The organism is Nitrosomonas ureae, from assembly GCF_900206265.1.
Classification (GTDB): Bacteria; Pseudomonadota; Gammaproteobacteria; order Burkholderiales; family Nitrosomonadaceae; genus Nitrosomonas; species Nitrosomonas ureae_C.
In genome coordinates, this window is record NZ_LT907782.1 from 374,638 (window position 1) to 397,094 (window position 22,457).

A 22,457-nucleotide genomic window follows, 5' to 3' on the forward strand; every position below is an offset into this window, starting at 1 on the left:
TATGTTTATGTGGATAATTAAACGCGATTTATTATTGGCAATGAGGCGCCAATCCGATGTATTGACTACATTATTTTTTTTCATCATCGTGGTGAGTTTGTTTCCCCTGAGCGTTGGGCCTGAAATGAATATGTTACGCACAATGGCACCCGGTGTAGTTTGGGTGGCAGCCTTATTGGCTTCGATGTTATCTCTGGGAAGAATGTTTGCAAATGATTATGTTGATGGGACATTGGAGCAGATGTTGGTATCGCCTCAATCACTATCACTGTTAGTGCTTGGTAAAGCGTTTGCGCATTGGCTGGTAACCGGAGTGCCGCTTGTTTTAATGGCACCGGTATTGGGGATTCAGTACGATTTGCCAGCTGATGCACTATTTGTTCTGACGGTTGCATTATTATTGGGGACGCCGGTTTTAAGCTTGATCGGAGCGATTGGCGCAGGATTGACTCTGGGATTGCGAGGAGGGGGAGTATTGGTTTCGTTATTAGTATTACCTCTTTATATTCCTATATTGATTTTTGGAGCCGGCGCGGTTGAAGCTAATATGGCAGGGATGGATTTTGACGCGCATTTATCATTGATTGGTGCATTTTTACTGGTTTCGATTGTGCTAGCACCTTGGGCTGCGGCTGCATCCTTGCGCGTTTCTTTAGAATAATTGAAGTGCCATTTTTGAATTTATTTCAATATCATCTCATCAATTAAGGGTAATTTATTATGCCTTTTATATAATTTCTGATTTTTTGGTATAAAATTACAGGCTAAGAAAATTGGGGATAGTCGAGAGGTAAAATTAACATGAAAAATTTTATTAATATTGAATATGGCAATTAATTGGTTTAAGTACTCTTCTCCTGCCAGTTTTTATTCATTGGCGGGAAAAATGATTCCGATATTTGTTTTTGTTTCTGTGGTATTGCTAGTGGCAGGACTCTATGTCGGTTTTTTTGTTGCGCCAACCGATTTTCAACAAGGTGAGGCTTATCGGATTATTTTCATACACGTACCCGCAGCGTGGATGTCAATGTTTCTATATGTGGTGATGGCATTTTGGGCAGGTATGGGATTGGCTTTTAATACACGATTGTCTTCTATGCTTGCAACTGCAATTGCACCAACCGGTGCCATGTTCACTTTTATCGCGTTATGGACTGGTGCGTTATGGGGGAAACCCATGTGGGGAACCTGGTGGGTATGGGATGCGCGATTAACTTCTGAATTAATCTTGTTTTTTCTCTATATTGGGTTCATGTCGTTACAGGCAGCAATTGATGATCCACGACGTGCTGATAAAGCTGGCGCAATCATTGCCTTGGTTGGCGTCATCAATATACCGATTATTTATTTTTCAGTACAGTGGTGGAATACTCTGCACCAAGGTGCATCGGTAAGCATCAATCAAGCGCCTGCAATGGCGACGACGATGTTGACCGGTATGCTGATTATGGTACTCGCTAGTTGGATGTATTCTATTGCAGTAATATTAAAGCGAACACGCGTTATTATTCTTGAGCGAGAAAGTCATACGGCCTGGGTGACTGAGCTACAAAAGAAAGGAGCTTTATTGTGATTTGGTCAAGCTGGTCAGAGTTTTTCTCAATGGGAGGATATGGACTCTATGTTTGGGGATCATATATTGTAACGTTCATGTGTATAGTTGGTGAAATTCTGTTAATTTCAAATCGTCGACGAACTTTAGAAAAACAATATAGTCACATCGAAGACTTAGATAATAATGAGACAAAAAATGAAACCACGTCATAAGAAGCTTGTAATGATAGTCTCTGGAGTTACTGCATTAGGAGTTGCTGCTATTTTGGTATTAAACGCTTTTCAAAGTAATCTGGTGTTTTTCTTTAGCCCATCTCAAGTTATCGCGAATGAAGCGCCAATTGGTAAAAGTTTTCGCATTGGTGGATTGGTTGCAGAAGGCAGTGTTAAGCGTGATGATGGATCGACTACGGTACATTTTTCGGTGACAGATACGGCGGAAACAATCCCTGTTGTATACACAGGTATTCTGCCTGATTTGTTTCGAGAAGGTAAGGGGGTGGTTGCGCAAGGAAAAATATCTGCTGAAGGTATTTTTTTGGCTGATGAAGTTCTTGCTAAGCACGATGAAAATTATATGCCGCCTGAGGCTGCCGAAGCTCTAGAGAAAGCTGCTAAAGCACAGAAAGCATCTCTGGTACAGTAAGGTTTTCCCTGAAAAGTTAATAAATTAATATTTGCTTTTCAGGGGAGTTCAATTTTTAATCCTGAATAATTTTTTAATTCTTAAATAAAATCATGATTCCAGAAATTGGTAATTTTTCTTTAATACTTGCTCTCCTACTGGCTACTTTGCAAGGAACATTGCCTATTATTGGCGCAGCACGTGGTATTCCTTCCTGGATAGCATTGGCGAGACCTGTAGTTCAGGGGCAATTTGTATTTGTACTGATTGCATTCTTTTGTTTGGCATATTCTTTTGTCAGTAGCGACTTCTCTGTTTTAAATGTAGCCAACAATTCGAATACAGAATTACCATTTCATTTTCGATTGGCTGCGACGTGGGGATCTCATGAAGGTTCTTTATTGTTATGGGTTTTGATGCTTGCCAGTTGGTCTGTTGCAGTCAGTGTCTTTAGTAAGCAGTTGCCAGATGATGTTGTTGCAAGAGTAATTGGAGTTTTAGGCCTGGTCAGTATCGGTTTTTTGGTATTTATGTTATTTACCTCAAATCCATTTGATCGTTTATTACCTGCTGCAACGGAAGGAAGTGATTTGAATCCTTTGTTGCAAGATTTTGGCATGGTAGTGCATCCGCCTATGCTCTATATGGGGTATGTAGGGTTTTCGGTTGCTTTTGCTTTCGCTATCGCCGCGTTATTGAGCGGGAAGCTGGATGCGACGTGGGCGCGCTGGTCACGTCCATGGACGATTATTGCCTGGGTATTTTTGACAATTGGAATTATGCTCGGTAGCTGGTGGGCCTATTATGAATTAGGCTGGGGCGGCTGGTGGTTCTGGGATCCGGTAGAGAACGCATCTTTTATGCCGTGGCTTGTTGGTACAGCTTTAGTTCATTCGCTTGCGGTTACTGAAAAACGCGGTAGTTTCAAAAGCTGGACAGTTTTATTGGCAATTAGCACATTCGCGCTGAGTTTGTTGGGAACATTTTTAGTGCGCTCAGGTGTTTTAACTTCTGTTCATGCATTTGCAACCGATCCTGCCCGGGGTGTATTTATCCTTGCTTTTCTTGTGATTGTGATTAGCTGTGCATTATTATTGTTCGCATGGCGTGCGCCAAAAGTTGGCTTAGGAGGCAGATTTGACTTGCTCTCGCGCGAATCAATGTTGCTGGCTAATAATATATTGTTGCTAGTCGCAGCGGCAAGTGTATTGTTGGGAACACTTTACCCATTGATTATTGATGCTCTTGGTTTGGGTAAATTATCGGTAGGCCCTCCATTCTTTGAGGCAGTTTTTGTACCAATCATGACACCGGCGATTTTCTTGATCGGTATTGGGCCTATTTCACGTTGGAAACAGATGAGTTTGCCAGCACTGGCTGTTCGTTTACGCTGGGCGTTTGGAATAAGTGTAGTTTCTGCTCTCATGACACCTTTTTTTATGGGCGAATGGAAACCGATGGTTAGCTTTGGTTTACTGCTTGCATTCTGGATTATTGTGTGTGCATTTGTTAATTTAAAGCATCGTCTGAATAACTCCGGAAAAGGGAGTCTGTTTACTAAACTGGCTAAACAGTCAAGAAGCTATTACGGAATGCATTGTGCACATATCGGAGTGGCGGTATTTATTATCGGTGTAACGCTAGTAAACAGCTATGAAACTGAAAAAGATGTACGTATGGAAATTGGCAGCAAGGTAACGGTTGGTGGCTATGTTTTTCAGTTTAATGGTACCAGTGATGCCGTTGGTCCAAACTATAAAGCTGTGAAAGGTGATATTTCTGTTTTTAAAGATGATCAATTTATTCGCACTTTATATCCGGAAAAGCGTACTTATAATGCTTCGGGTATGGCAATGACTGAAGCGGCGATCGATACGGGGTTTTTTCGTGATTTATATGTTGCTTTAGGAGAGCCGTTATCGAATGGCGTCTGGGTGGTTCGTGCTTATCATAAACCGTTTGTGGATTGGATATGGTTTGGGTGTATATTGATGGCAATGGGGGGGATTACCTCAATTACCGATCGGCGTTATCGTCTTAAGATTACTAAAAAGGAATCTGCTGCTACGAGCGATATTGAATCGAAAAAGCAAACCGAAGGCACGCCCGCAGCAGTTGCATCTGCAACAACCAAGGTTGAATTGGCTACGGAGGCCACAAAGTTATGATGCGGTATTTGATGCCTCTAGCCATTTTTATGGTATTGGCCGTTTTTTTACTGGTTGGGTTGACATTAAACCCTCGGCAAGTGCCTTCACCGCTGATTGATAAACCGGCCCCAAAATTTCAACTTAATCAACTGCATGAACCAGAAAAGATAATGTCTTCAGAGGATAATCTTGGAAAAGTTTGGATGCTCAACGTATGGGCGTCTTGGTGTGTTGCATGTCGTGATGAGCATCCTTTGTTGGTGCAATTGGCAAATTCGGGGATCATTCCAATTTATGGTCTCAATTACAAAGATGAACGCAATACAGCGTTGCAATGGTTAAAACGCTATGGCGATCCTTATGCCATAAGCATTGTAGATATCGATGGAAAGGTTGGAATTGATTACGGTGTTTATGGTGTTCCGGAAACTTATGTAATCGATAAAAAAGGAATTATCAGACACAAGCAAATTGGACCTGTTACAGTAGATTCACTTGAAAAGACAATTCTTCCTTTAATTAAAGAATTACAGAATCAAGCATAAAAATTTTTAAGTTAAATGTAAGGATCGATTTTCATGACATGTCAGCTCGGTAATGTAGTAAAGATTATCATTTTTACTTTGGTACTATTCTTAGTTTCTCCACTTAGCGTATGCGCAAAAGAAGCTATACCTGTCGCTGAAGATCCAGAGATTGAAAAAAGAATGTTGGCATTGACCGTAGATTTACGTTGCTTGGTTTGTCAAAATGAATCCATTGCAGATTCCAGGGCGGAATTTTCCAATGATATTCGCCGTGAAATTCGCGAACAGATAAAAGCCAACAAAACAGATAAAGAGATTGTGCAGTTTCTGGTTGATCGATACGGAGATTTTGTTCTTTATAATCCCCCTATGAAACCCACGACCATTCTTTTATGGTTTGGTCCGGTCATTTTGTTCATGATTGGATTAGGTTCACTAGTTGTTTATTTAAGGCGTCGACGGTTACAAATAGAGGATGTAGCGCTTTCACCAGAGCAGCTTAATGAAGCGGAAGCATTATTGAATGAGAATAAAAAAGGTAAGGGCGTATGACGGCTTTTTGGGTTATTTCCGGAATTTTTATTGTTACAGCACTATTGTTTATCATTCCAACCTTATTACGGAATAAGGACACTCAGCTTAAAAACCTGGAACATGATGCGATTAATATTACAGTCTATCGTGATCAGCTTGCTGAGCTTGATAAAGACTTGGAAAATGACATCCTAAGTCAAGAACAGTATAGTAAGAGCAAGCAGGAACTCCAGCAACGTATGTTGCAAGACGTTACTAAACATGAAGAAGTCGTTCTTAAAAAAAATAAGAAAATTCATAACATTGTGCTCTCAGTAATGATTGTGCTGATGTTCCCGCTCGGTGCAGTTTTTCTGTATTTGAATATTGGTGATACGCGCGGATTATTACCACAAGAGCAACTTGCCAGTGCAACACAAATGAACCGAGGTAACAGTGGCGATGATCTCTCAGGCCATGATTTCTCAGCTGCATTGGAAGCCTTGATTGCTAGGTTGAGTAATAATCCAGAAGATATTGAAGGTTGGATAATGTTAGGTCGCACTTACACAGCAATGGAGCGCTACACGGAAGCAAGCAATACATATGCAAAACTGGTGGAATTGATACCTAATAACCCTCAAATTTTAAGCGATTATGCCCGTGTATTGGGACTGAGAAATCAAGGAACCCTGGCTGGAAAGCCAACCGAGCTGCTTTATGAAGCACTTAGGATTGATCCGGAATATCCACCGGCACTAGCACTTGCAGGCCATGCAGAATTTGAGCAGGAAAAATATAATGAAGCTTCGGCGCATTGGGAGAAATTACTGGTGACCATACCTTCTGATTCCCCTTTGGCGAAGTCTGTCAAGGATAGTATTGCTGAAGCCAAGTTATTGGCATCAAGCGGTAAAGGGAATGCTTCGGACCAGCATATTGCGGCGAATGATGCAGTAGTGGAAAAAAAAGATATCCAGCCCGTTAATAATACTTCAGCAACTGAGCCCATCAAGACAATCGCACTTTCAGTATCTGGACAGGTAAATATTCAGCCTGAATTGGTTTCGAAACTAACACCTAGCGATACTTTGTTTATTTATGCACGGGCAAGTACCGGACCTAAGATGCCCTTAGCAATTTTGCGCTTGAAAGCCAGTGATCTTCCAGCAACTTTTACACTGACAGACGATATGGCGATGATGCCTACAATGAAAATGTCCAGCTTCCCAGAAATTGTTATTGAAGCAAGAATTTCTAAATCTGGTCAGGCTGTTCCTTCGAGTGGCGATTTGCAAGGATTTAGCAAACCAGTTAAGCTTGGCAGCGATAACATTGCAATAATGATCGATAAGCAAATACCATAAAAAATGCTGGAAATTAATCATGCAGTAGAAAATTTCAAGTTACCTTCAACCGGTAACAAGGAATTCTCATTGTCTGATTGCATTGGGAGAAATGTGATTATCTATTTCTACCCTAAAGATGATACACCTGGATGCACAGCAGAGGGCCAAGATTTTCGTGATAATTGGCATTTGTTTACCGAGAGGAATTGTATTATTGTTGGCGTGTCTCGTGATAGCATCAAATCACATGACAGCTTTAAAGCTAAAATGCAGTTTCCGTTTGAATTGCTGAGTGATGAAAATGATGAAGTATGTAATTTGTTCAGTGTAATGAAAATGAAGAATATGTATGGCAAACAAGTTCGCGGTATTGAACGGAGTACTTTTGTAGTTGATACACACGGCATCCTAATAAAAGAATGGCGTGGAGTTAAAGTGCCTGGACACGTACAAGAGGTTCTGGATTTTATTAATACATTCAACAGTAATTCACATCAATATTAATTTATATGCCTCTGTACGGTTTTCAATATCGGGAAAAAACGCGGAAAAATCTGGGAAATTTATAGGGTGAGGTACAATTTGAAGCCCTGTCCATTCAATAAAAACGTCAAACTTAAGAAAGTTCATAGGCATATTAATTTATTAGAATCTATAACTTAGCTTTGTATGCTTGTTATGTTGATTGCGTAGAAAGCGAGTACGGAAGTTCGTAGTCCTATTATAGATCAATGCCCTTTTGCGCCTGAACACCGTTACGAAAAGCATGCTTAACGTCGGTCATTTCAGTGACTGTATCGGCTATTTCGCATAGCGCGTCGGGTGCACCGCGTCCGGTAATGACAACATGCTGCATAGTTGGCCGATTTTTTAAATCGTTTAGCACAGCAGTTAAATTCAACCAGCCAAATTTGAGTGGATAAGTCAATTCATCCAGTACAATCAAATTTATCGACGGATCACACAGCATTTCCTGCACGATAATCCAGCCACGTTGCGCTGTCTCGGTATCTCTCTGAAGGTTTTGCGTATCCCAGGTGAAACCTTCTCCCAATACATGCCAGACGACATTGTTCTGTTTCCGGAAGAATGCTTCCTCGCCTGTATCTGAGCGACCTTTAATAAATTGCGCCACCCCTACACGCATATCATGTCCAAGTGCTCGTGCAAGCATGCCAAAGGCTGAGCTGGATTTACCTTTACCGTTACCGGTAAGAATCAAAAGTAAACCTTGCTCACGGTTTGCCCGGGTTATCGCTTCATCAATGATTTCCTTTTTACGCTGCATACGGGTACGGTAGCGTTCCGCGCGGTCAGACTCAATCATAGTGTTATCCTGCGGCGTTGTTTGAATTAAATTGTTGAGAAATTAATATTAGAAACGTGTGAATTACAACAGTCAGGCCCAGATAAAATACAAATGTCTCGGCATAGAGGGGAAAGTATTTGATGAGTTGTTCGCCAAATTCATTAAAGCTTGTTTCAGCAATGCGACCGGAAAAAAAATAGAAGCCACCGCTAGAAAATAACTGGCATAAGGTTAAACCGGTTATGGCGCTGACAGAAAGTGGCAATAAAGTATTCCATGCAAATTGATAGCGCTCTCTGTACCAACGGCCAGTGAGCCATAAAGAAACGTAAGCTGGTAATAGAAATACATAAGCCGGAGTCAAGCAATAATCACTTACATTTCCCCAGTGAGTAGCGGCAAAATCCAACCACCCGCTTAATGCAAAGAAGCCTAAAAGTGGCCAAGTGGAACGTAGATACACACCGGCAAAAAAGAAAATGGCCCAGGATGCGTCTGCCATGCTATATATCGAGGCAAAATGATGACTGCGAGTAAATATCATCAATAATACTAGCAATAATCCTATAGATATTTGACTGCGAATGGATAAGGTCAACATATTGGGTTCCTCTGTTAGGGTTGGTAACGTACCATGGCAAAGAAGCTTCGCCCTGGTTGATTATAGAATGCAGCTGTTTCATAGCGCTCATTAAGTAAATTTTCAATGCGTCCCTGCAGACGCCAGCGTCTATTAAAGTTATATTCAGCGCGCAGATCAAATTTTACATAGCTGTCCAATTTAAGGGTATTGGCGAGATTATCGTAGCGCTGACCTTCAACCAGCAGCATTGCGCCTAATGTATATTGACCGAACTGACGATCGGCATCCAACCGGAATGATTGTTCAGCACGTCGTGGCAATATATTACCGCGATTTAATCCGGACGAATGATCTTCTGGATTCAGGAGCGTCAGGTTACTATTGAGTTGCCAACCTTTAATCTGTGTGCTTAATGTGCCTTCAAATCCGCGGATGCGTGCCTTTTCAATATTGGAGAGTGCAATATTAGTGCGTGCAAAAGTAGTGGCATCAAAAGCAATCAAGTCATCAATACGGGTTTCATAAAAATTCAATGACCAATTACCCCAATCAGCCTTACCGCGTGTGCCGAATTCATAGCTAAGTGAATCTTCCGGACGTAAATTGGGGTTACTAAAATTAGGAAAATACAGATCGTTGAATGTTGGAGCTTTAAAGGCAGTACCAAAGTTGGCAAGTAGGCGGATATTTTCAGTAATCGGATAACCCCAGCCGGCACCGCCTGTCACTCGGCTGCCAAATTGCTGGTTATCGTCATGACGCAGAGATAGTTGAATGTCATGCTTGGCAAATGTTGCCTGATGTTGCGCAAAAACCCCCCAATTGTTCCGTGAATGAACAGTAAAAGCCTCGGTACTTCTAACATGGTCTTTCTGATAATCCATACCAATGGTCAATAGGTTATTGGAGTTTACGGTAAAATCATTCAATACGGAAATCGTATCACGTATGGTATTAAACCGGCTTTGGAAAGCAGTACCAAGAAAGTTATCCGAATCTTCCCGGCTGCGTCCGCCTATCAGGCTAATGCGCCAGAAATCCAGCGGAGAATATCGTGCTGTGCCACCGAGGACTTGTTGCATTAAAACAGCTTTGTTGGCAAAGTTGCCATCAAACTGGGTTTTTCCGGCAGATTGCATAAAACTACCATCAATTTCCAATCCATTCTGAAAGCGATATCCGGCGCGCGTGGATCCGGCGACATTACGGTAACCATCACGATCGGGTTCAAGCTCATTAATAAAGCAGCCGGCGCTGCTAGAACCGGTACAGGCATTAAATCCTTGGGTACCAATTCCACTGGCAGTCATATTAAACCAACCTTGTTTGCCACTATACGATAAACCCGTGGAACCTTCCAAGGTACCGTAGCTGCCGCCCCCAAAGCCAAAGGTTGGCTTAAGTCCAGCCCCGTCACCTTTGCGCGTAAAAATATGAATGACCCCGCCAATGGCTTCAGAGCCATATAAACTGGAGCGCGGGCCACGCACGATCTCAATACGATCAATCTGATCAATAGGAATGTTTTCGAATGCGGTCGTGCCGGATGTGGCCGAGCCGACTTTGATGTTATCGACCATCACCAGGACATGATCTGATTCGGTACCGCGCATGTGTACAAAGGTAGCTTTACCAGCGCCCCCCTGATTGACAATATTGATCCCTGGTACGCCACGAAACAAATCCTGAATCGAACGTGCCTGTTGACGTTCAATATCTTTGCGGGTGATCACAGTCACCGAAGCTAGTGAAGCATCAGCGGTCTGTGCCGTGCGGGTTGCAGTGACAATGACAGGTTTTTCCTGATGATCCGCATTCGCTGCGAATAACGATGTAGTGATCCCCAGAGATAGCAGGGCCAATGCCGGATGGTGGCTTCTTCGCATGATCTGATTCCTTCGCGCACACCCGCGCGTTTTCAAATTTAGAAGTTACGGAATACAGAGGGATAATCAGGAATAGGGCAAACAGACTAGCCCGCAAAAAGCTATTCGAAATGCCACTGATTGCCCTCCGCAATGCCGCAGTATGTTTACTTCAGGCCGGTCTCCGGACTCATGAGCGGAATAAATTCCTGATCTGCGCCTTCCCGTGAAATCGTTCACAGTGGCATGATGCAGATAATTTACTCATTTACCGTTGCGGGGGCAGTGCTGGCATTGTTTAATTATTAATTAATTTGAAACGCACCAGCTTCCCGTTTAACTTTCAAGGAAGACGCTTGAAGGCACCTGAAATGTGAGGGCGAAACTTACCTGACCTGTGGTAAGTATGTCAAGGAAATTAATAAATCGATTCAATGAGCGTAATATTGAGGTCGCGCTTGGCGGAGCACGAGGTGTTCGCATGTCGTGCAAAGCGCGCCGGGATAGTGTCAAAGGATGTCGTACATCATTAGCAATTCGTAATTTGTATGCAGTCAATATGGTTGATGATGACATAGTTGTTTCTTACTTAATGCGTTCAAATTGTTTCAGTTCGAATGTCAGGTTTGACTGCCCCGGCACCTGCTGCAACTCAACGGAATAGGTGAATATTTGCCCGTTGCTATCCGCAACATTGATAAAAGAAAGGTTGAGTTTGCCAGTAGATTGATTAAAGGTGGCGCTTTCATCGCGAAAGCGGTTGGCTAATCTCTCAGCATCCATCAGTTCAAAACGCATTGGATCGCTCCCTGGAAGATGCTGCAAGCGAGCGTGATAAATCATGCTCTCCTCATTCGTTGATGTGACGCTGACTGCCGGTATTTCAAGTAAATTACCTTCAAAACTGGCATTGAGAACCAGTTTGTAGACTGCGCCCGTGGTTCCAAAGGGCGTGCCTGTAGTATTGCCAAGTACATAAAGCTCGCCATCGCCATCTCGTCCGAAACCAAGTATCCAGAAACCAGGTTGATCACGATCGGCCAAGTCTAATTCAAGAATTTCACTGCCATCGGAATAAAAAATCCGGCCATCGGCATTCCCGGTTCTGGCGGTATCGCCAAATACGTATTTTCCTTGTAGCGCCGGGATAGCATTGCCGCGATAGACGAATCCACCAATGATGGCGATGCCTTCGTCATGATCATATTGAATCACCGGATCGATGAAGTTCCCTGCAACAGTGCCATCAGTTACAAATCCCGGGTCGTTACCATTGGGCTCAAAACGAAAACTGCCTTCTTTCAATCCCCAGCCATAATTTCCTCCGGCTTGAATCAGGTTCACTTCTTCAATGTCATTTTGCCCGACATCGGCTAATACGAGCGCGCCTGTTTGAGAGTCAAAAGAAAATCGAAACGGGTTACGAAAGCCGTAGGCATAAGTTTCCGACAGTATGGTATTCGAACCTACAAAAGGGTTGTCGGCCGGTATGCCGTACTTTCCATTGCTTGAATTATTACCTAGTGGGTTGATTCTGAGTAAGCTGCCCAAGGGATTGCCAGGATTCTGCCCGTTACCGTCAACGCCGTGACCGATCATAGAATTCTGCCCATCACGATCGTCGGCTCCGCCGCCGTCGCCAAGCGCAATATATAACATACCATCCGGACCAAAATTCATCGCTCCGCCATTATGATTAAATTGGGGTTGATCAATCGTCAGCAAATCTCGAACCCGTTCTATCGTTGCTGGAGGATCATTTAAGCTGGGAGAGACGAATCGCCATTCGGTAATGACAGAACGATGATCGGCAGTAGCTCCGGGAGGGATAGTGGAAAAATCGCTAGTGGTGATAGCAATTTCTGAATCATAAGTATAAAACAATCCATTGTCGATGTACTGGGGATGGAATGCAAAACCAAGAAAACCACGTTCATCGTAGGATTCGTCACCAAATGCTCCCAGCGGTACTTGATTCGAAGAAAAGAAATCGATGAGAATTTCTTTATTGTTTGTAGCCAAATCGATACGCCATAATTTACGATCTTGATCGCTGACGTATAAATGTTCTGTCGCGCCTGGAATGGGAACTGCCCAGTTAGGTGCAGTCAAGCCGGTTGCAATTTGTTTCAATCGCAAGCGAATGGGACCTTTCTGAATCTGATCCGGAATAGGATCATCTACACGTTCTCCTGCAGATACAGAAGTTTCAGCAGTATTTTGGGCTGTATTGATTGCTGATCCATCAAGTGCAGCACCCAGCAACAATAAAGTTAATAATGGATAAAGGAATTTCATTTTGAAACCTCCCATGGGTGGAATTCAGTCTTATATGTTTTTAAATAATCATTTTTTGGATGCCTTTAAGTTAATGTGAAAATAATAGCAGTTTCATTATAAAAGAAAATGATTGTTACTGAGAAGCTATCGCGATCAGGTAAAGGTTTGTTAAAAGCTACCACTGATTGGGGTTAGGAAAACTGCGGTTATCAAGCGAAATTACGATGGAGTGATCGTTTTTGACCTGATAGGCAATCTTTGCTACATTGTTTTCAGGTGATGAAATCGTCATCTTGCTGGTATCGGTATTCGATGGATTCACACTTTTTATGGATTCCACAGATGGGACAAGAAATTAGCCAAACGCAATTTAATGAACAAGCCTTTAAAGAATATAACCGTCGTTTGCTTAATGAAGCAGAATTGTTGCAGACCCAGCTAACAAAAAGATGTTTCTCGGATATTGGTGAAATTTGCGGATATGAATTGGAGTTCTGGCTGATTGATCACAATTATTTTCCGTCCCCAATTAATCAAGCTTTTTTGACGCGCCTTAACAATCCCTTAGTGGTGCCGGAGCTTTCATGTTTCAATGCGGAACTCAATGGGGTTCCTTTGCCGTTAAGAGGAGATGTGTTGACGGCAATCTCCAAGGAATTAAACCAGAATTGGTTGCAATGCCAGGAAGCTGCGCACGGAATGGATAGCGTGTTAATGATGATTGGGATCTTGCCTACTGTACGGCAAAAAGATCTTTGCCTCCGCAATATGTCCGATCTTAAACGGTATCGCGCGTTGAATGAGCAGGTGGTAATGCAGCGGGTTGGCCGGCCACTTCACATTCGTATTAAAGGACGTGAAAATCTGGATATCTATCATCCGGATGTGATGATGGAAGCCGCTGCAACATCGTTTCAAATTCACCTGCAAAGCGCTCAACGCGAAGCGGTTCGTTATTTCAATGCCTCGATCATAGCTGCAGGACCCATACTGGCGGCGGCAGGAAATTCTCCTTTCTTGTTTGATACCGATCTGTGGGATGAAACACGCGTACCATTGTTTGAGCAGTCGGTCGAAATCGTGGATGAAGCAAACGTGGAAAATCATCGTGTCAGCTTTGGGCAAGGCTACGCACGAGAATCTTTGTTTGAGTGCTTTGCACACAACATTGCCACACACCCAGTCTTGCTTCCTATGCTAATGGATACCCCGACGCAGCAGTTTGAGCACCTTAGATTGCACAATGGAACCATCTGGCGCTGGATTAGACCTTTGATTGGTTTTGATCATGATGGCACTCCGCATTTACGGATTGAACAACGTGTATTACCTTCCGGTCCGACTATTGTCGATATGATGGCAAATGCAGCCTTATACTTTGGCTTGGTTCGTTTTCTTGCTGATCTGGGTGATGCACCTGAATCCCGGCTCAGTTTTGAACAGGCGCGCAATAATTTTTATGCTGCGGCACGCGAAGGATTACGTGCACGGATGGTGTGGTGGAATGACAATGTAACTGATGCAAAGACATTGTTTATAGAAGAAATTTTACCTATGGCGCGACAGGGTCTAAAAGATCTGAAAATTGACAAGGCAGATATTGATCATTATTTGGGTGTTATCGAAATGCGCGTTCAATCCGGCCAGACCGGTGCTGTTTGGCAGCGGGCTTATCGTGAGAAGCATCAGGCGGATAATCTGCAACTTGTAGCCGCTTATCTTGAAAAACAGCGCAGTGGCGCGCCCGTGTATGAGTGGGAAATATAGGCATGCTGACCGAATTGGAAAATTTACCGGAGGGCTTGCTTCAAGTTGAAGCTAAAGAGCTGCATACAGTTCTAGCTGGCCCAACCTTGATTCACCTTCCTGGACGCCGGGATGCACCATTATTTGTATCCGTTTTGCTTCACGGCAATGAAGATACCGGTTTAAAAGCGGTACAGGAAGTATTGAAGAAATATCAAAATGCCGCATTGCCACGCGCACTTTCACTTTTTGTTGGCAATGTTGACGCTGCGCGTCAAGGCGTACGACGCCTGGAAAGACAATTGGACTATAACCGGATCTGGTCAGCAGGGAGCAATGATACGGCTCCGGAACACCACATGACGCGCAAGGTAACTCAAATAATGGCGCAGCGCGGCGTGTTTGCGAGTATAGATATCCATAATAACAGTGGATTAAATCCCCACTATGCGTGTATTAATCGCTTGGATAATGCTTTTCTGCACTTGGCCACCATGTTTTCACGTATTGTCGTATATTTCACTTCTCCTAAAGGAGTGCAATCCGAAGCCTTTGCCGGTCTTTGTCCTGCAGTGACCTTGGAATGTGGAAAACCTGGGGGAAGAAGTGGGGTGGATCATGCTGCAGTTTTTGTCGAAGGTGCATTACATCTATCCAGTTTTCCAATGCATCCCGTGCCCGAGCACGACCTCGATTTGTTTCGCAGTGTCGCTGTAGTTACCGTGCCGGAAGCGGTAAGTTTAAGCATTGGTGCTGGTTCGTCGGATTTGTGTTTGGAAGAGTGCATTGATCAATACAATTTTCGTGAATTAAAGACGGGCACCCGGTTGGGGCGTGTGACGAATGAAAATTTAATACCGCTTTGCACCCGCAACGCAACTGATCATGATATCAGTGATTATTATTTTGAAATTAAGGCGGGAGAGTTAATAACCCGGCGTCCTGTCATGCCCGCCATGCTGACGCGGGACACTAGGATCATTCGTCAGGATTGCTTGTGTTATTTGATGGAGCGTTTGGAAACGCTATCTACCTAAATTTGATATGATTTCTGTTATGGGATCTGATTATCGAGATCGAATGCCAGCAATAAGTGATGACAAATTATCTAAAATTTGATACCCGTTCCAACAAGTTCCGCAGACATGATTTTGTATGAAAAATTCTCAGGATCAAGATTATCCAGTGAATTTCCATCAATTTCTGCATGGGGATACATGAAGAAAGGAAACTTGTTGGAACTATTGGGGCTTATCGCTATATCTTCGGCATGATTAAATGCCAGCCAATTCATTTCCCACGCGCCAAAGAATTTTTCTCTGAGCTGGATGATTTTTGCATCATCCAGCGTCAGGTCGCCCAGTTTTAATACTTGCAGGACATCGGATGGATTGACCGGTATCCATCCACGCCCTGCCAGAAAGAATTCTGCGCGGCAATGCTGGGATTGACTGATATCGCCGTATTGCCCGATGCTTTCATGCAAATCTGAATCGTTGATGCGGATGCCATACTGGTTTCTTGCCGGAATATCGGCGGCTTTTAGAAGTGCAACCAACAATGAATTGAGATCGACACATTTTCCGCTTAACTCGTTATTTTCAAGCATGTATGTAACATTGCCTTGACCGCGCCCACGAGTATTTTCATCATAGTGTGTATTATTGATAATCCAATCGTAGATAGCTCTCGCTTGTTCTAATGGCGTAGAGGCATTTTTCTCCCTGATGATTGCGTGTGCGGTTTCGCGCACAATGCCATTGGTTGGTTTCAACTGGGTCGGATTAATATAATTCCTGATACTATTTGGCAATGCTTGGTTTTTATTTTGCGGATAAAGTGTCGGATCAATGGCATGATGAACAGTTTTGACAATACAGTTGACAGTGACATGCCGCCGATCGCTTTGTTCTTTACCATGCCATTCGGCTTTGAAAATAGGGAATGGGTCTTTACCCAAGGTAGAGAATGAAGCTTTAGTCGCATTGCCATACCAGTTGTTACCTTGAGTAAATTGAAAAATAGTGTCAGAGTCATTGCTGTCGGGCAATGGGAGCCATAAGTGTGCGGATTTACCATGAGCGGGTAGAGCAACTTGATAAGTTATCCGATAACTGGTCCAGTTACTGTGATCGGAAGATAGCAATTGCGTCGCGATGGAAGGTGAAGCAGAAAGGGATAACGCACTGGTGCCGAATAGTTTTATAAAGTCTCTGCGTTTCATGGCTTCCTTCGTATCTTCTGATACTTAAATTTAAGTTGAGCAGATTTTATCCTATCAATTTATTATGTCAATGTGATGAGAGCTATTGCTGTATATGATGACAAAAACAACCCAATTTTTACCCGCCATTGAAATTGAAACAGCTCCTAATCCAATCTATGCCATTATTTGGCTACATGGACTGGGTGCCGATGGGAATGACTTTGTACCCATTGTGAATGAGTTGGGGTTATCAGCCGAGCAATCGACTCGATTTATTTTTCCACATGCGCCCGAGCGGCCAATCAGTATCAATGATGGATACATCATGCGTGCCTGGTATGATATTTTTTCTTCTGATTTTAATGATCATCACGATGAATCGGGTATCCGCAGCTCCCAGGTTGCGATAACTGCTTTGATTGAAAGGGAAATGCAACGTGGAATTTCGGCAAAAAATATTTTCCTGGCGGGATTTTCTCAAGGAGGAGCTCTGGCATTGCATGTTGGATTGCATCATCCTTTGCGCCTGGGCGGAATTGTCGCATTATCGTGCTACTTGCCATCCGTCGAAACTTTTGCAACGGAGGTCACGGTAATGAATGCTACGGTACCCATATTTATGGCACATGGCAGTTTTGATACGGTTATCCCTATCGCAAACGCCGTAGCTTCGAGAGAAAAATTGTTTGCCGCTGATTATCAAGTTGAATGGCATGAGTATCCAATGGCGCACTCTGTGTGTGCACAGGAAATAGCTGATATCAGTAATTGGCTACAGCGAACCATGAATAACAGTGTCAAGATATAGTTCAACGTTAAGCTTTATTGTGTTAATAAAACCAAACCCGAATTGCCATTGTGATTGACTGAACCCAAGAATGCAATCAGGTATACTGAGCGGGTTGGTGAAAAATATTTTCAGGAAAATCGATACTCGATAGAAGTGGTTATAATATTTGATAAATTTGTATTTATTTTATAACTGTTTCTAACAGTGCATCGATAATGCAAACCGTTTCTCAATCATTCACTTTACTTAAAACGTTCACTACTTTTCAAAATTTTTAATTATCATAAACTATGAGCGAATATCTTTTTACGTCTGAATCTGTTTCTGAAGGGCATCCTGATAAGGTTGCCGATCAAATTTCAGATGCTGTGCTGGATGCGATTCTAAGTCAAGATGCTAATGCCCGGGTTGCGTGTGAAACGCTATGCAGCACCGGCTTAATTGTATTATCGGGTGAGATAACAACGCACGCCTCTGTGGATTACAATATTATTGCCCGTGAGACGGTCAAGAATATCGGTTATACCAGTTCAAACATCGGTTTTGACTCCACGACTTGTGCGGTTTTGACCGCGTTTAACAAACAATCGCCGGATATTGCTCAAGGGGTCAATCGGTCAAAAGAAGAAGAAATGGAGCAAGGTGCAGGCGATCAAGGTTTGATGTTTGGATTTGCTTGCGATGAAACCCCACAATTAATGCCGATGCCTATTTTTTATGCACACCGTTTGGTTGAACGTCAAGCAGAACTAAGAAAAAAAGGACAATTGGCATGGCTGCGTCCGGATGCCAAATCGCAAGTGTCTGTAAGATATCATAATGGGAAACCCCAAAGTATTGAAACGGTCGTAATTTCAACTCAGCATGATCCGGATATCTCACACCAAGCATTGACTGAGGCAGTGATTGAAGAAATTATCAAACCGGTATTACCGTCTGAATTGATCAGTAAGCAGATTAAGTATTTAGTCAATCCAACCGGACGTTTTGTAGTGGGTGGCCCGATGGGTGATTGCGGACTAACCGGACGAAAAATCATTGTAGATAGTTATGGCGGCTCGGCACCTCACGGCGGCGGTGCCTTTTCCGGAAAAGATCCATCCAAAGTGGATCGATCAGCAACTTATGCCGGGCGTTATGTTGCAAAGAATATCGTGGCGGCCGGAATTGCCAGCAAATGTGAAGTACAGGTTGCCTATGCTATTGGTGTCGCACGGCCCGTTTCATTAATGGTCAATACATTTGGTACTGGCAAGATTGCTGATGAAAAGATTGTACAATTGATAGAAAAGCATTTTGACCTGCGTCCTCGCGGTATTATTCATACGCTCCATCTATTACGCCCAATCTATGCGAAGACTGCTGCATATGGGCATTTTGGTCGTGAATTTCCCGAGTTTACCTGGGAAGCTACGGATAAAGCCGCTCAATTACGTATTGATGCCGGGCTATAAATTTAGTTATTTTCTCTTTCCTGTTGATTAATAGGCTTTAAATTTATTTTCCCTCTGTGGTGAGGAGCGCTGCAACGGTTTATTCCGTGAGGCTCATCATGAGCGGGTATAGTTACAACGGCGCTCGTTCATACTTTAAGGAGATAATTATGAACGCTGTGCTTAATTCCGACGGTAGTTCCTTTACTGACTATAAGATTGCAGACATCTCACTGGCGGAATGGGGACGTAAAGAAATTGCGATCGCTGAGACGGAAATGCCCGGTTTAATGGCGCTACGCAAAGAGTATGCCAATCAGAAACCTCTGGTTGGTGCATGCATTGCAGGTTCTTTGCATATGACAATTCAAACCGCCGTGCTGATCGAGACATTGGTAGCGTTAGGCGCGCAAGTGCGTTGGGCATCCTGCAATATTTTTTCCACTCAGGATCATGCCGCTGCAGCTATTGCCGCCAGGAATATTCCAGTATTTGCCTATAAAGGTGAATCTCTGAGTGACTATTGGGAATATGCACATCAGATCTTTGAGTGGTCGGTTGATGGGCAATCGCAGGGTGCCAACATGATTCTGGATGACGGTGGTGATGCTACATTGTTGCTCATTCTGGGTGCAAAAGCTGAAAAAGATCCTACAGTAATTGCAAATCCGAACAATGAAGAAGAAATCGCTTTGTTTGCTTCAATTAAAAACAAATTGGCTTCACGACCTAATTGGTATTCAACGAACCTTGCCAGAATACAGGGTGTAACAGAAGAAACCACGACCGGTGTGCATCGATTATACGAAATGTATAAAAACGGCGAACTGCCGTTTCCAGCATTTAATGTGAACGATTCGGTCACCAAATCAAAATTCGATAATCTTTACGGATGCAGAGAATCGTTGGTTGATGGAATCAAGCGCGCAACGGATGTAATGATTGCCGGGAAAATTGCTGTGGTTTGCGGTTATGGAGATGTCGGTAAAGGGTGTGCACAGTCACTACGTGGTTTGGGTGCAACGGTATGGATCACCGAAATTGATCCGATTTGCGCATTGCAAGCGGCAATGGAAGGTTATCGCGTCGTTACGATGAACGATGCTTGTGATCAAGCGGATATTTTTGTGACTGCAACGGGAAACCTGCGCGTGATCACGCATGATCATATGATAAAAATGAAAGACCAGGCGATAATCTGCAATATCGGCCATTTTGATTCGGAGATCGATATTGCTTCCATTCAAAAATATCAATGGGAAAATATCAAACCGCAAGTTGATCATGTCATTTTCCCGACGGGACGGCGGATCATTGTGTTAGCGCAAGGACGATTGGTCAATCTGGGATGTGCAACGGGACACCCTTCTTTTGTTATGTCCAGCTCGTTTACTAATCAGGTATTAGCACAAATGGAGTTATGGCGGAATGGGGCGAATTACCCAAAGAATGTTTATGTCTTACCGAAGCGGTTGGATGAAAAAGTTGCGCGCTTGCATATCGGAAAGCTTGGAGTGAAACTTACCGAACTGACGGATGAGCAGGCAAAATATCTGGGCTTGGATAAGGATGGTCCCTATAAGCCTGAAATGTATCGATATTAATCATTGAAGTATTGCTTATGATGGAGGAGCAATTGAATTTTTTGATCCGATTGCTCCTTTCTGATTGATAGAGTCCTGTCAAAATCAGAGTAATAACGATCATTATCAATGATGGTCGCCCTATAATTTATAGATTTATATCGATGGATTCACAAAAAAAATTTTCTCCAACTTTCAGTTTCGAGCTTTTCCCACCACAAACTCCACAAGGTATCGAAAAATTAAGACTTACGCGCCAGCAGTTGGCGCAATTTAACCCCAAATTTTTTTCTGTAACTTTTGGTGCAGGCGGATCGACGCGTGAGCGGACATTTGAGACAGTACTTGAAATTCAATCGGAAAAGCATGTGGTTGCGCCTCATCTATCTTGCATCGGATCAACGCAACAAAACATTCGCATTATTCTGGAAAAATATTATGAGATAGGAATCCGACGCATTGTCGCCTTACGTGGCGATCTGCCGTCAGGTATGGCGCAGGCTGGAGAGTTTCGATATGCCAGCGAACTGGTCGCTTTCATCCGCAAAGAATTTGGTTCGTCATTTCATATTGAAGTGGCTGCGTACCCGGAATACCACCCGCAAGCTCGATCCGCACAAGCGGATTTTGAGAATTTTAAGCGTAAAATTGAAACAGGTGCAAATTCGGCAATTACCCAATATTTTTATAACACTGAGGCCTATTTTCATTTTGTTGATTCTTGCGAATCAGCGGGTTTGAATATTCCGATAGTGCCGGGAATCATGCCGATTAACAAATTTTCTCAGCTTGTCAGATTTTCAGATACTTGTGGTGCTGAGATTCCCCGATGGATTCGCAAAAAGCTGGAAGGGTATAGCGATGATAGCGCATCTATCCAAGCATTTGGTTTGGACGTGGTGACGGATCTGTGCGAACGTTTATTAAAAGCCGGTGCACCCGGATTACATTTTTATACATTAAATTCAGCCAGCCTAACCTCCATCATTTGGCAACGGCTTAACCTTAAAGAATATGTTCAATAATTAACACTCCTTTACCCGATTCTGCCTATGATCAAATGCTTCCTCAGAGTAGCAGATACGGATTTTGCATCAATAGTGTTCCGGAATGATCTTTTTCCTGATCGCGCAAGCCGGTATATAATGGACATCAATGTTTTGATTAAAATAAAAAAGTACGGGGTTATGAGATGAAAGAGAAAAATACCATTGCCGACAAGGCCATTGTAGAACAGCCAGTGTCAGAAACCATGACTTCAGATGTTCCGACTGTGGATGCCTGTATCGCACATGCCAGAGAAGTCAAGGCTGTACAGCTAGAGCTGATCGCAAATAAGAATTATGATTTTGCGCCAGAATTTTACGAGATGACAATTCAACTGTACCTGTTCGGGGTAATGTGGAAATTTGCAGAAAATTTGGGGAATGCAGAAGGTGCGCGTGAATTGGCGTTTACAGCTTCACAAGTGATGTTAATTCAAGACGGATTGCATAAACAAAAAGCGCTGAAACGTATCGTTTTTCTGAGAAAAATGTCCAAGCTGGAAGACGATCACAATGCCTTGGCAGTGGCCATTGGTTATGAATCTGAAATGGGCGACAATAGTTTAGCTGAGATATTTGATCATTATGTCGATGATACGCAGGTTTCTGGCGCTTTCTGGCGATTGTATGATCGTGGTCGAAAAATAATGCTTTATGGTGGTCTGTTTATAGCCTTTCTGGTCATTTGGTTTGTAACTTTATTTATGCCAGGAAATAGTACGATTGCAATTCTTGCAGCGGGGCTTATTGCAGCGGCGCTTTTTGTAATACCGGTATTCTTGATCGGTATCTTTATATACCGTACAAAAATTAGAAAGGCAAAACAAGCTCATTAATAATAGAGCGAAGGTATTAATGATTGCTTTAGGTAGTTCAATATAAAGCATTAAATTTACTG

General features: G+C 43.0%; 21 protein-coding genes and 2 riboswitches. Of the genes, 16 read left to right on the plus strand and 5 right to left on the minus strand.

All coding sequences use genetic code 11. The features are described 5' to 3' along the window. The first annotated feature begins 1 nt into the window (after position 1). From ccmB to CPG39_RS01665, 9 genes are all read left to right on the plus strand, one after another. Positions 2 to 661, plus strand: a complete 660-nt coding sequence (gene ccmB / locus CPG39_RS01625) for a heme exporter protein CcmB (RefSeq protein WP_096291737.1) — start codon at positions 2 to 4, stop codon at positions 659 to 661. 165 nt (positions 662 to 826) lie between these two features. Then, a complete protein-coding gene (locus CPG39_RS01630) occupies positions 827 to 1,573 on the plus strand; it encodes a heme ABC transporter permease (RefSeq protein ID WP_096291738.1) in 747 nt (248 codons plus the stop codon). A gap of 77 nt (positions 1,574 to 1,650) precedes the next feature. Next, positions 1,651 to 1,767 carry a hypothetical protein gene (locus CPG39_RS01635; protein ID WP_419866143.1) on the plus strand — a complete coding sequence of 39 codons (117 nt, stop codon included), beginning with the start codon at positions 1,651 to 1,653 and terminating at the stop codon, positions 1,765 to 1,767. Continuing rightward, positions 1,751 to 2,200, plus strand: coding sequence for a cytochrome c maturation protein CcmE (gene ccmE / locus CPG39_RS01640; protein WP_096291740.1), 450 nt, complete (start codon positions 1,751 to 1,753; stop codon positions 2,198 to 2,200). Before CPG39_RS01635 ends, ccmE begins: the two co-directional genes overlap by 17 nt. A 92-nt stretch (positions 2,201 to 2,292) precedes the next feature. Continuing rightward, positions 2,293 to 4,347: a heme lyase CcmF/NrfE family subunit gene (locus CPG39_RS01645; RefSeq protein WP_096291741.1), complete on the plus strand. Its 2,055-nt coding sequence runs from the start codon at positions 2,293 to 2,295 to the stop codon at positions 4,345 to 4,347. After that, positions 4,344 to 4,874, plus strand: a complete 531-nt coding sequence (locus CPG39_RS01650; RefSeq protein WP_013647483.1) for a DsbE family thiol:disulfide interchange protein — start codon at positions 4,344 to 4,346, stop codon at positions 4,872 to 4,874. The genes CPG39_RS01645 and CPG39_RS01650 overlap by 4 nt, the downstream gene beginning before the upstream one ends. Positions 4,875 to 4,907: 33 nt before the next feature. Beyond that, complete coding sequence (locus CPG39_RS01655) at positions 4,908 to 5,408, plus strand: cytochrome c-type biogenesis protein (protein WP_096291742.1); 501 nt, start codon at positions 4,908 to 4,910, stop codon at positions 5,406 to 5,408. Then, complete coding sequence (gene ccmI, locus CPG39_RS01660; protein WP_096291743.1) at positions 5,405 to 6,736, plus strand: c-type cytochrome biogenesis protein CcmI; 1,332 nt, start codon at positions 5,405 to 5,407, stop codon at positions 6,734 to 6,736. Before CPG39_RS01655 ends, ccmI begins: the two co-directional genes overlap by 4 nt. A gap of 3 nt (positions 6,737 to 6,739) precedes the next feature. Then, a complete protein-coding gene (locus tag CPG39_RS01665; RefSeq protein WP_096291744.1) occupies positions 6,740 to 7,222 on the plus strand; it encodes a peroxiredoxin in 483 nt (160 codons plus the stop codon). Positions 7,223 to 7,439: 217 nt separating this feature from the next. Here the strand turns inward: CPG39_RS01665 and cobO are convergent, their stop codons facing one another. From cobO to CPG39_RS01685, 4 genes are all read right to left on the minus strand, one after another. Further along, a complete protein-coding gene (gene cobO, locus CPG39_RS01670) occupies positions 7,440 to 8,045 on the minus strand; it encodes a cob(I)yrinic acid a,c-diamide adenosyltransferase (protein WP_096291745.1) in 606 nt (201 codons plus the stop codon). Between the two features lie 4 nt (positions 8,046 to 8,049). Beyond that, the gene (locus CPG39_RS01675; RefSeq protein WP_096291746.1) at positions 8,050 to 8,628 is read right to left on the minus strand and encodes a hypothetical protein; all 579 of its coding nucleotides are present in this window, start codon (positions 8,626 to 8,628) and stop codon (positions 8,050 to 8,052) included. Positions 8,629 to 8,642: 14 nt separating this feature from the next. Then, complete coding sequence (btuB, locus tag CPG39_RS01680) at positions 8,643 to 10,496, minus strand: TonB-dependent vitamin B12 receptor (RefSeq protein ID WP_096291747.1); 1,854 nt, start codon at positions 10,494 to 10,496, stop codon at positions 8,643 to 8,645. A gap of 136 nt (positions 10,497 to 10,632) precedes the next feature. Next, positions 10,633 to 10,860, minus strand: a riboswitch (cobalamin riboswitch). A 200-nt stretch (positions 10,861 to 11,060) separates the two neighbouring features. After that, complete coding sequence (locus CPG39_RS01685; protein WP_096291748.1) at positions 11,061 to 12,773, minus strand: PQQ-dependent sugar dehydrogenase; 1,713 nt, start codon at positions 12,771 to 12,773, stop codon at positions 11,061 to 11,063. Between the two features lie 324 nt (positions 12,774 to 13,097). Here CPG39_RS01685 and CPG39_RS01690 point away from each other — a divergent pair, with 324 nt between their 5' ends. Then, positions 13,098 to 14,522, plus strand: a complete 1,425-nt coding sequence (locus tag CPG39_RS01690) for a glutamate--cysteine ligase (protein WP_096291749.1) — start codon at positions 13,098 to 13,100, stop codon at positions 14,520 to 14,522. 2 nt (positions 14,523 to 14,524) lie between these two features. Next, positions 14,525 to 15,538, plus strand: a complete 1,014-nt coding sequence (locus CPG39_RS01695; RefSeq protein ID WP_096291750.1) for a M14 family metallopeptidase — start codon at positions 14,525 to 14,527, stop codon at positions 15,536 to 15,538. A gap of 71 nt (positions 15,539 to 15,609) precedes the next feature. Here the strand turns inward: CPG39_RS01695 and CPG39_RS01700 are convergent, their stop codons facing one another. After that, positions 15,610 to 16,725, minus strand: coding sequence for a transglutaminase-like domain-containing protein (locus CPG39_RS01700; RefSeq protein WP_096291751.1), 1,116 nt, complete (start codon positions 16,723 to 16,725; stop codon positions 15,610 to 15,612). A gap of 94 nt (positions 16,726 to 16,819) precedes the next feature. Between CPG39_RS01700 and CPG39_RS01705 the strand changes: the two genes are divergently transcribed. The 5 genes from CPG39_RS01705 to CPG39_RS01725 all read left to right on the plus strand — a co-directional run bounded on the left by CPG39_RS01705 (position 16,820) and on the right by CPG39_RS01725 (position 22,395). Next, positions 16,820 to 17,515 (plus strand): alpha/beta hydrolase, encoded by a 696-nt coding sequence (locus CPG39_RS01705; protein ID WP_096291752.1) that lies wholly within the window; start codon positions 16,820 to 16,822, stop codon positions 17,513 to 17,515. Positions 17,516 to 17,787: 272 nt separating this feature from the next. Next, entirely contained in the window at positions 17,788 to 18,951 is a 1,164-nt protein-coding gene (gene metK / locus CPG39_RS01710; RefSeq protein WP_096291753.1) for a methionine adenosyltransferase, read from the plus strand. A gap of 55 nt (positions 18,952 to 19,006) precedes the next feature. Next, positions 19,007 to 19,084: riboswitch (S-adenosyl-L-homocysteine riboswitch) on the plus strand. Between the two features lie 16 nt (positions 19,085 to 19,100). Next, a complete protein-coding gene (gene ahcY / locus CPG39_RS01715; protein ID WP_096291754.1) occupies positions 19,101 to 20,534 on the plus strand; it encodes an adenosylhomocysteinase in 1,434 nt (477 codons plus the stop codon). 143 nt (positions 20,535 to 20,677) lie between these two features. Continuing rightward, positions 20,678 to 21,538, plus strand: a complete 861-nt coding sequence (gene metF / locus CPG39_RS01720) for a methylenetetrahydrofolate reductase [NAD(P)H] (protein ID WP_096291755.1) — start codon at positions 20,678 to 20,680, stop codon at positions 21,536 to 21,538. Between the two features lie 167 nt (positions 21,539 to 21,705). After that, positions 21,706 to 22,395, plus strand: a complete 690-nt coding sequence (locus tag CPG39_RS01725) for a hypothetical protein (RefSeq protein ID WP_096291756.1) — start codon at positions 21,706 to 21,708, stop codon at positions 22,393 to 22,395. The last annotated feature ends 62 nt before the right edge of the window (positions 22,396 to 22,457 follow it).

What these genes read in the sequence shown, in the direction of transcription:
- CPG39_RS01630 (WP_096291738.1), top strand. Translation starts at nt 827, where the DNA reads ATGGCAATTAATTGGTTTAAGTACTCTTCTCCTGCCAGTTTTTATTCA.
- CPG39_RS01655 (WP_096291742.1), top strand. Translation starts at nt 4,908, where the DNA reads ATGACATGTCAGCTCGGTAATGTAGTAAAGATTATCATTTTTACTTTG.
- CPG39_RS01685 (WP_096291748.1), bottom strand. Translation starts at nt 12,773, where the DNA reads ATGAAATTCCTTTATCCATTATTAACTTTATTGTTGCTGGGTGCTGCA.
- metK (WP_096291753.1), top strand. Translation starts at nt 17,788, where the DNA reads ATGAGCGAATATCTTTTTACGTCTGAATCTGTTTCTGAAGGGCATCCT.
- CPG39_RS01675 (WP_096291746.1), bottom strand. Translation starts at nt 8,628, where the DNA reads ATGTTGACCTTATCCATTCGCAGTCAAATATCTATAGGATTATTGCTA.
- ccmI (WP_096291743.1), top strand. Translation starts at nt 5,405, where the DNA reads ATGACGGCTTTTTGGGTTATTTCCGGAATTTTTATTGTTACAGCACTA.
- CPG39_RS01635 (WP_419866143.1), top strand. Translation starts at nt 1,651, where the DNA reads ATGTGTATAGTTGGTGAAATTCTGTTAATTTCAAATCGTCGACGAACT.
- ccmE (WP_096291740.1), top strand. Translation starts at nt 1,751, where the DNA reads ATGAAACCACGTCATAAGAAGCTTGTAATGATAGTCTCTGGAGTTACT.
- CPG39_RS01695 (WP_096291750.1), top strand. Translation starts at nt 14,525, where the DNA reads ATGCTGACCGAATTGGAAAATTTACCGGAGGGCTTGCTTCAAGTTGAA.
- CPG39_RS01725 (WP_096291756.1), top strand. Translation starts at nt 21,706, where the DNA reads ATGAAAGAGAAAAATACCATTGCCGACAAGGCCATTGTAGAACAGCCA.
- CPG39_RS01665 (WP_096291744.1), top strand. Translation starts at nt 6,740, where the DNA reads ATGCTGGAAATTAATCATGCAGTAGAAAATTTCAAGTTACCTTCAACC.
- CPG39_RS01690 (WP_096291749.1), top strand. Translation starts at nt 13,098, where the DNA reads ATGGGACAAGAAATTAGCCAAACGCAATTTAATGAACAAGCCTTTAAA.
- ahcY (WP_096291754.1), top strand. Translation starts at nt 19,101, where the DNA reads ATGAACGCTGTGCTTAATTCCGACGGTAGTTCCTTTACTGACTATAAG.
- btuB (WP_096291747.1), bottom strand. Translation starts at nt 10,496, where the DNA reads ATGCGAAGAAGCCACCATCCGGCATTGGCCCTGCTATCTCTGGGGATC.
- CPG39_RS01705 (WP_096291752.1), top strand. Translation starts at nt 16,820, where the DNA reads ATGATGACAAAAACAACCCAATTTTTACCCGCCATTGAAATTGAAACA.
- cobO (WP_096291745.1), bottom strand. Translation starts at nt 8,045, where the DNA reads ATGATTGAGTCTGACCGCGCGGAACGCTACCGTACCCGTATGCAGCGT.
- metF (WP_096291755.1), top strand. Translation starts at nt 20,678, where the DNA reads ATGGATTCACAAAAAAAATTTTCTCCAACTTTCAGTTTCGAGCTTTTC.
- CPG39_RS01645 (WP_096291741.1), top strand. Translation starts at nt 2,293, where the DNA reads ATGATTCCAGAAATTGGTAATTTTTCTTTAATACTTGCTCTCCTACTG.
- CPG39_RS01650 (WP_013647483.1), top strand. Translation starts at nt 4,344, where the DNA reads ATGATGCGGTATTTGATGCCTCTAGCCATTTTTATGGTATTGGCCGTT.
- CPG39_RS01700 (WP_096291751.1), bottom strand. Translation starts at nt 16,725, where the DNA reads ATGAAACGCAGAGACTTTATAAAACTATTCGGCACCAGTGCGTTATCC.
- ccmB (WP_096291737.1), top strand. Translation starts at nt 2, where the DNA reads ATGTTTATGTGGATAATTAAACGCGATTTATTATTGGCAATGAGGCGC.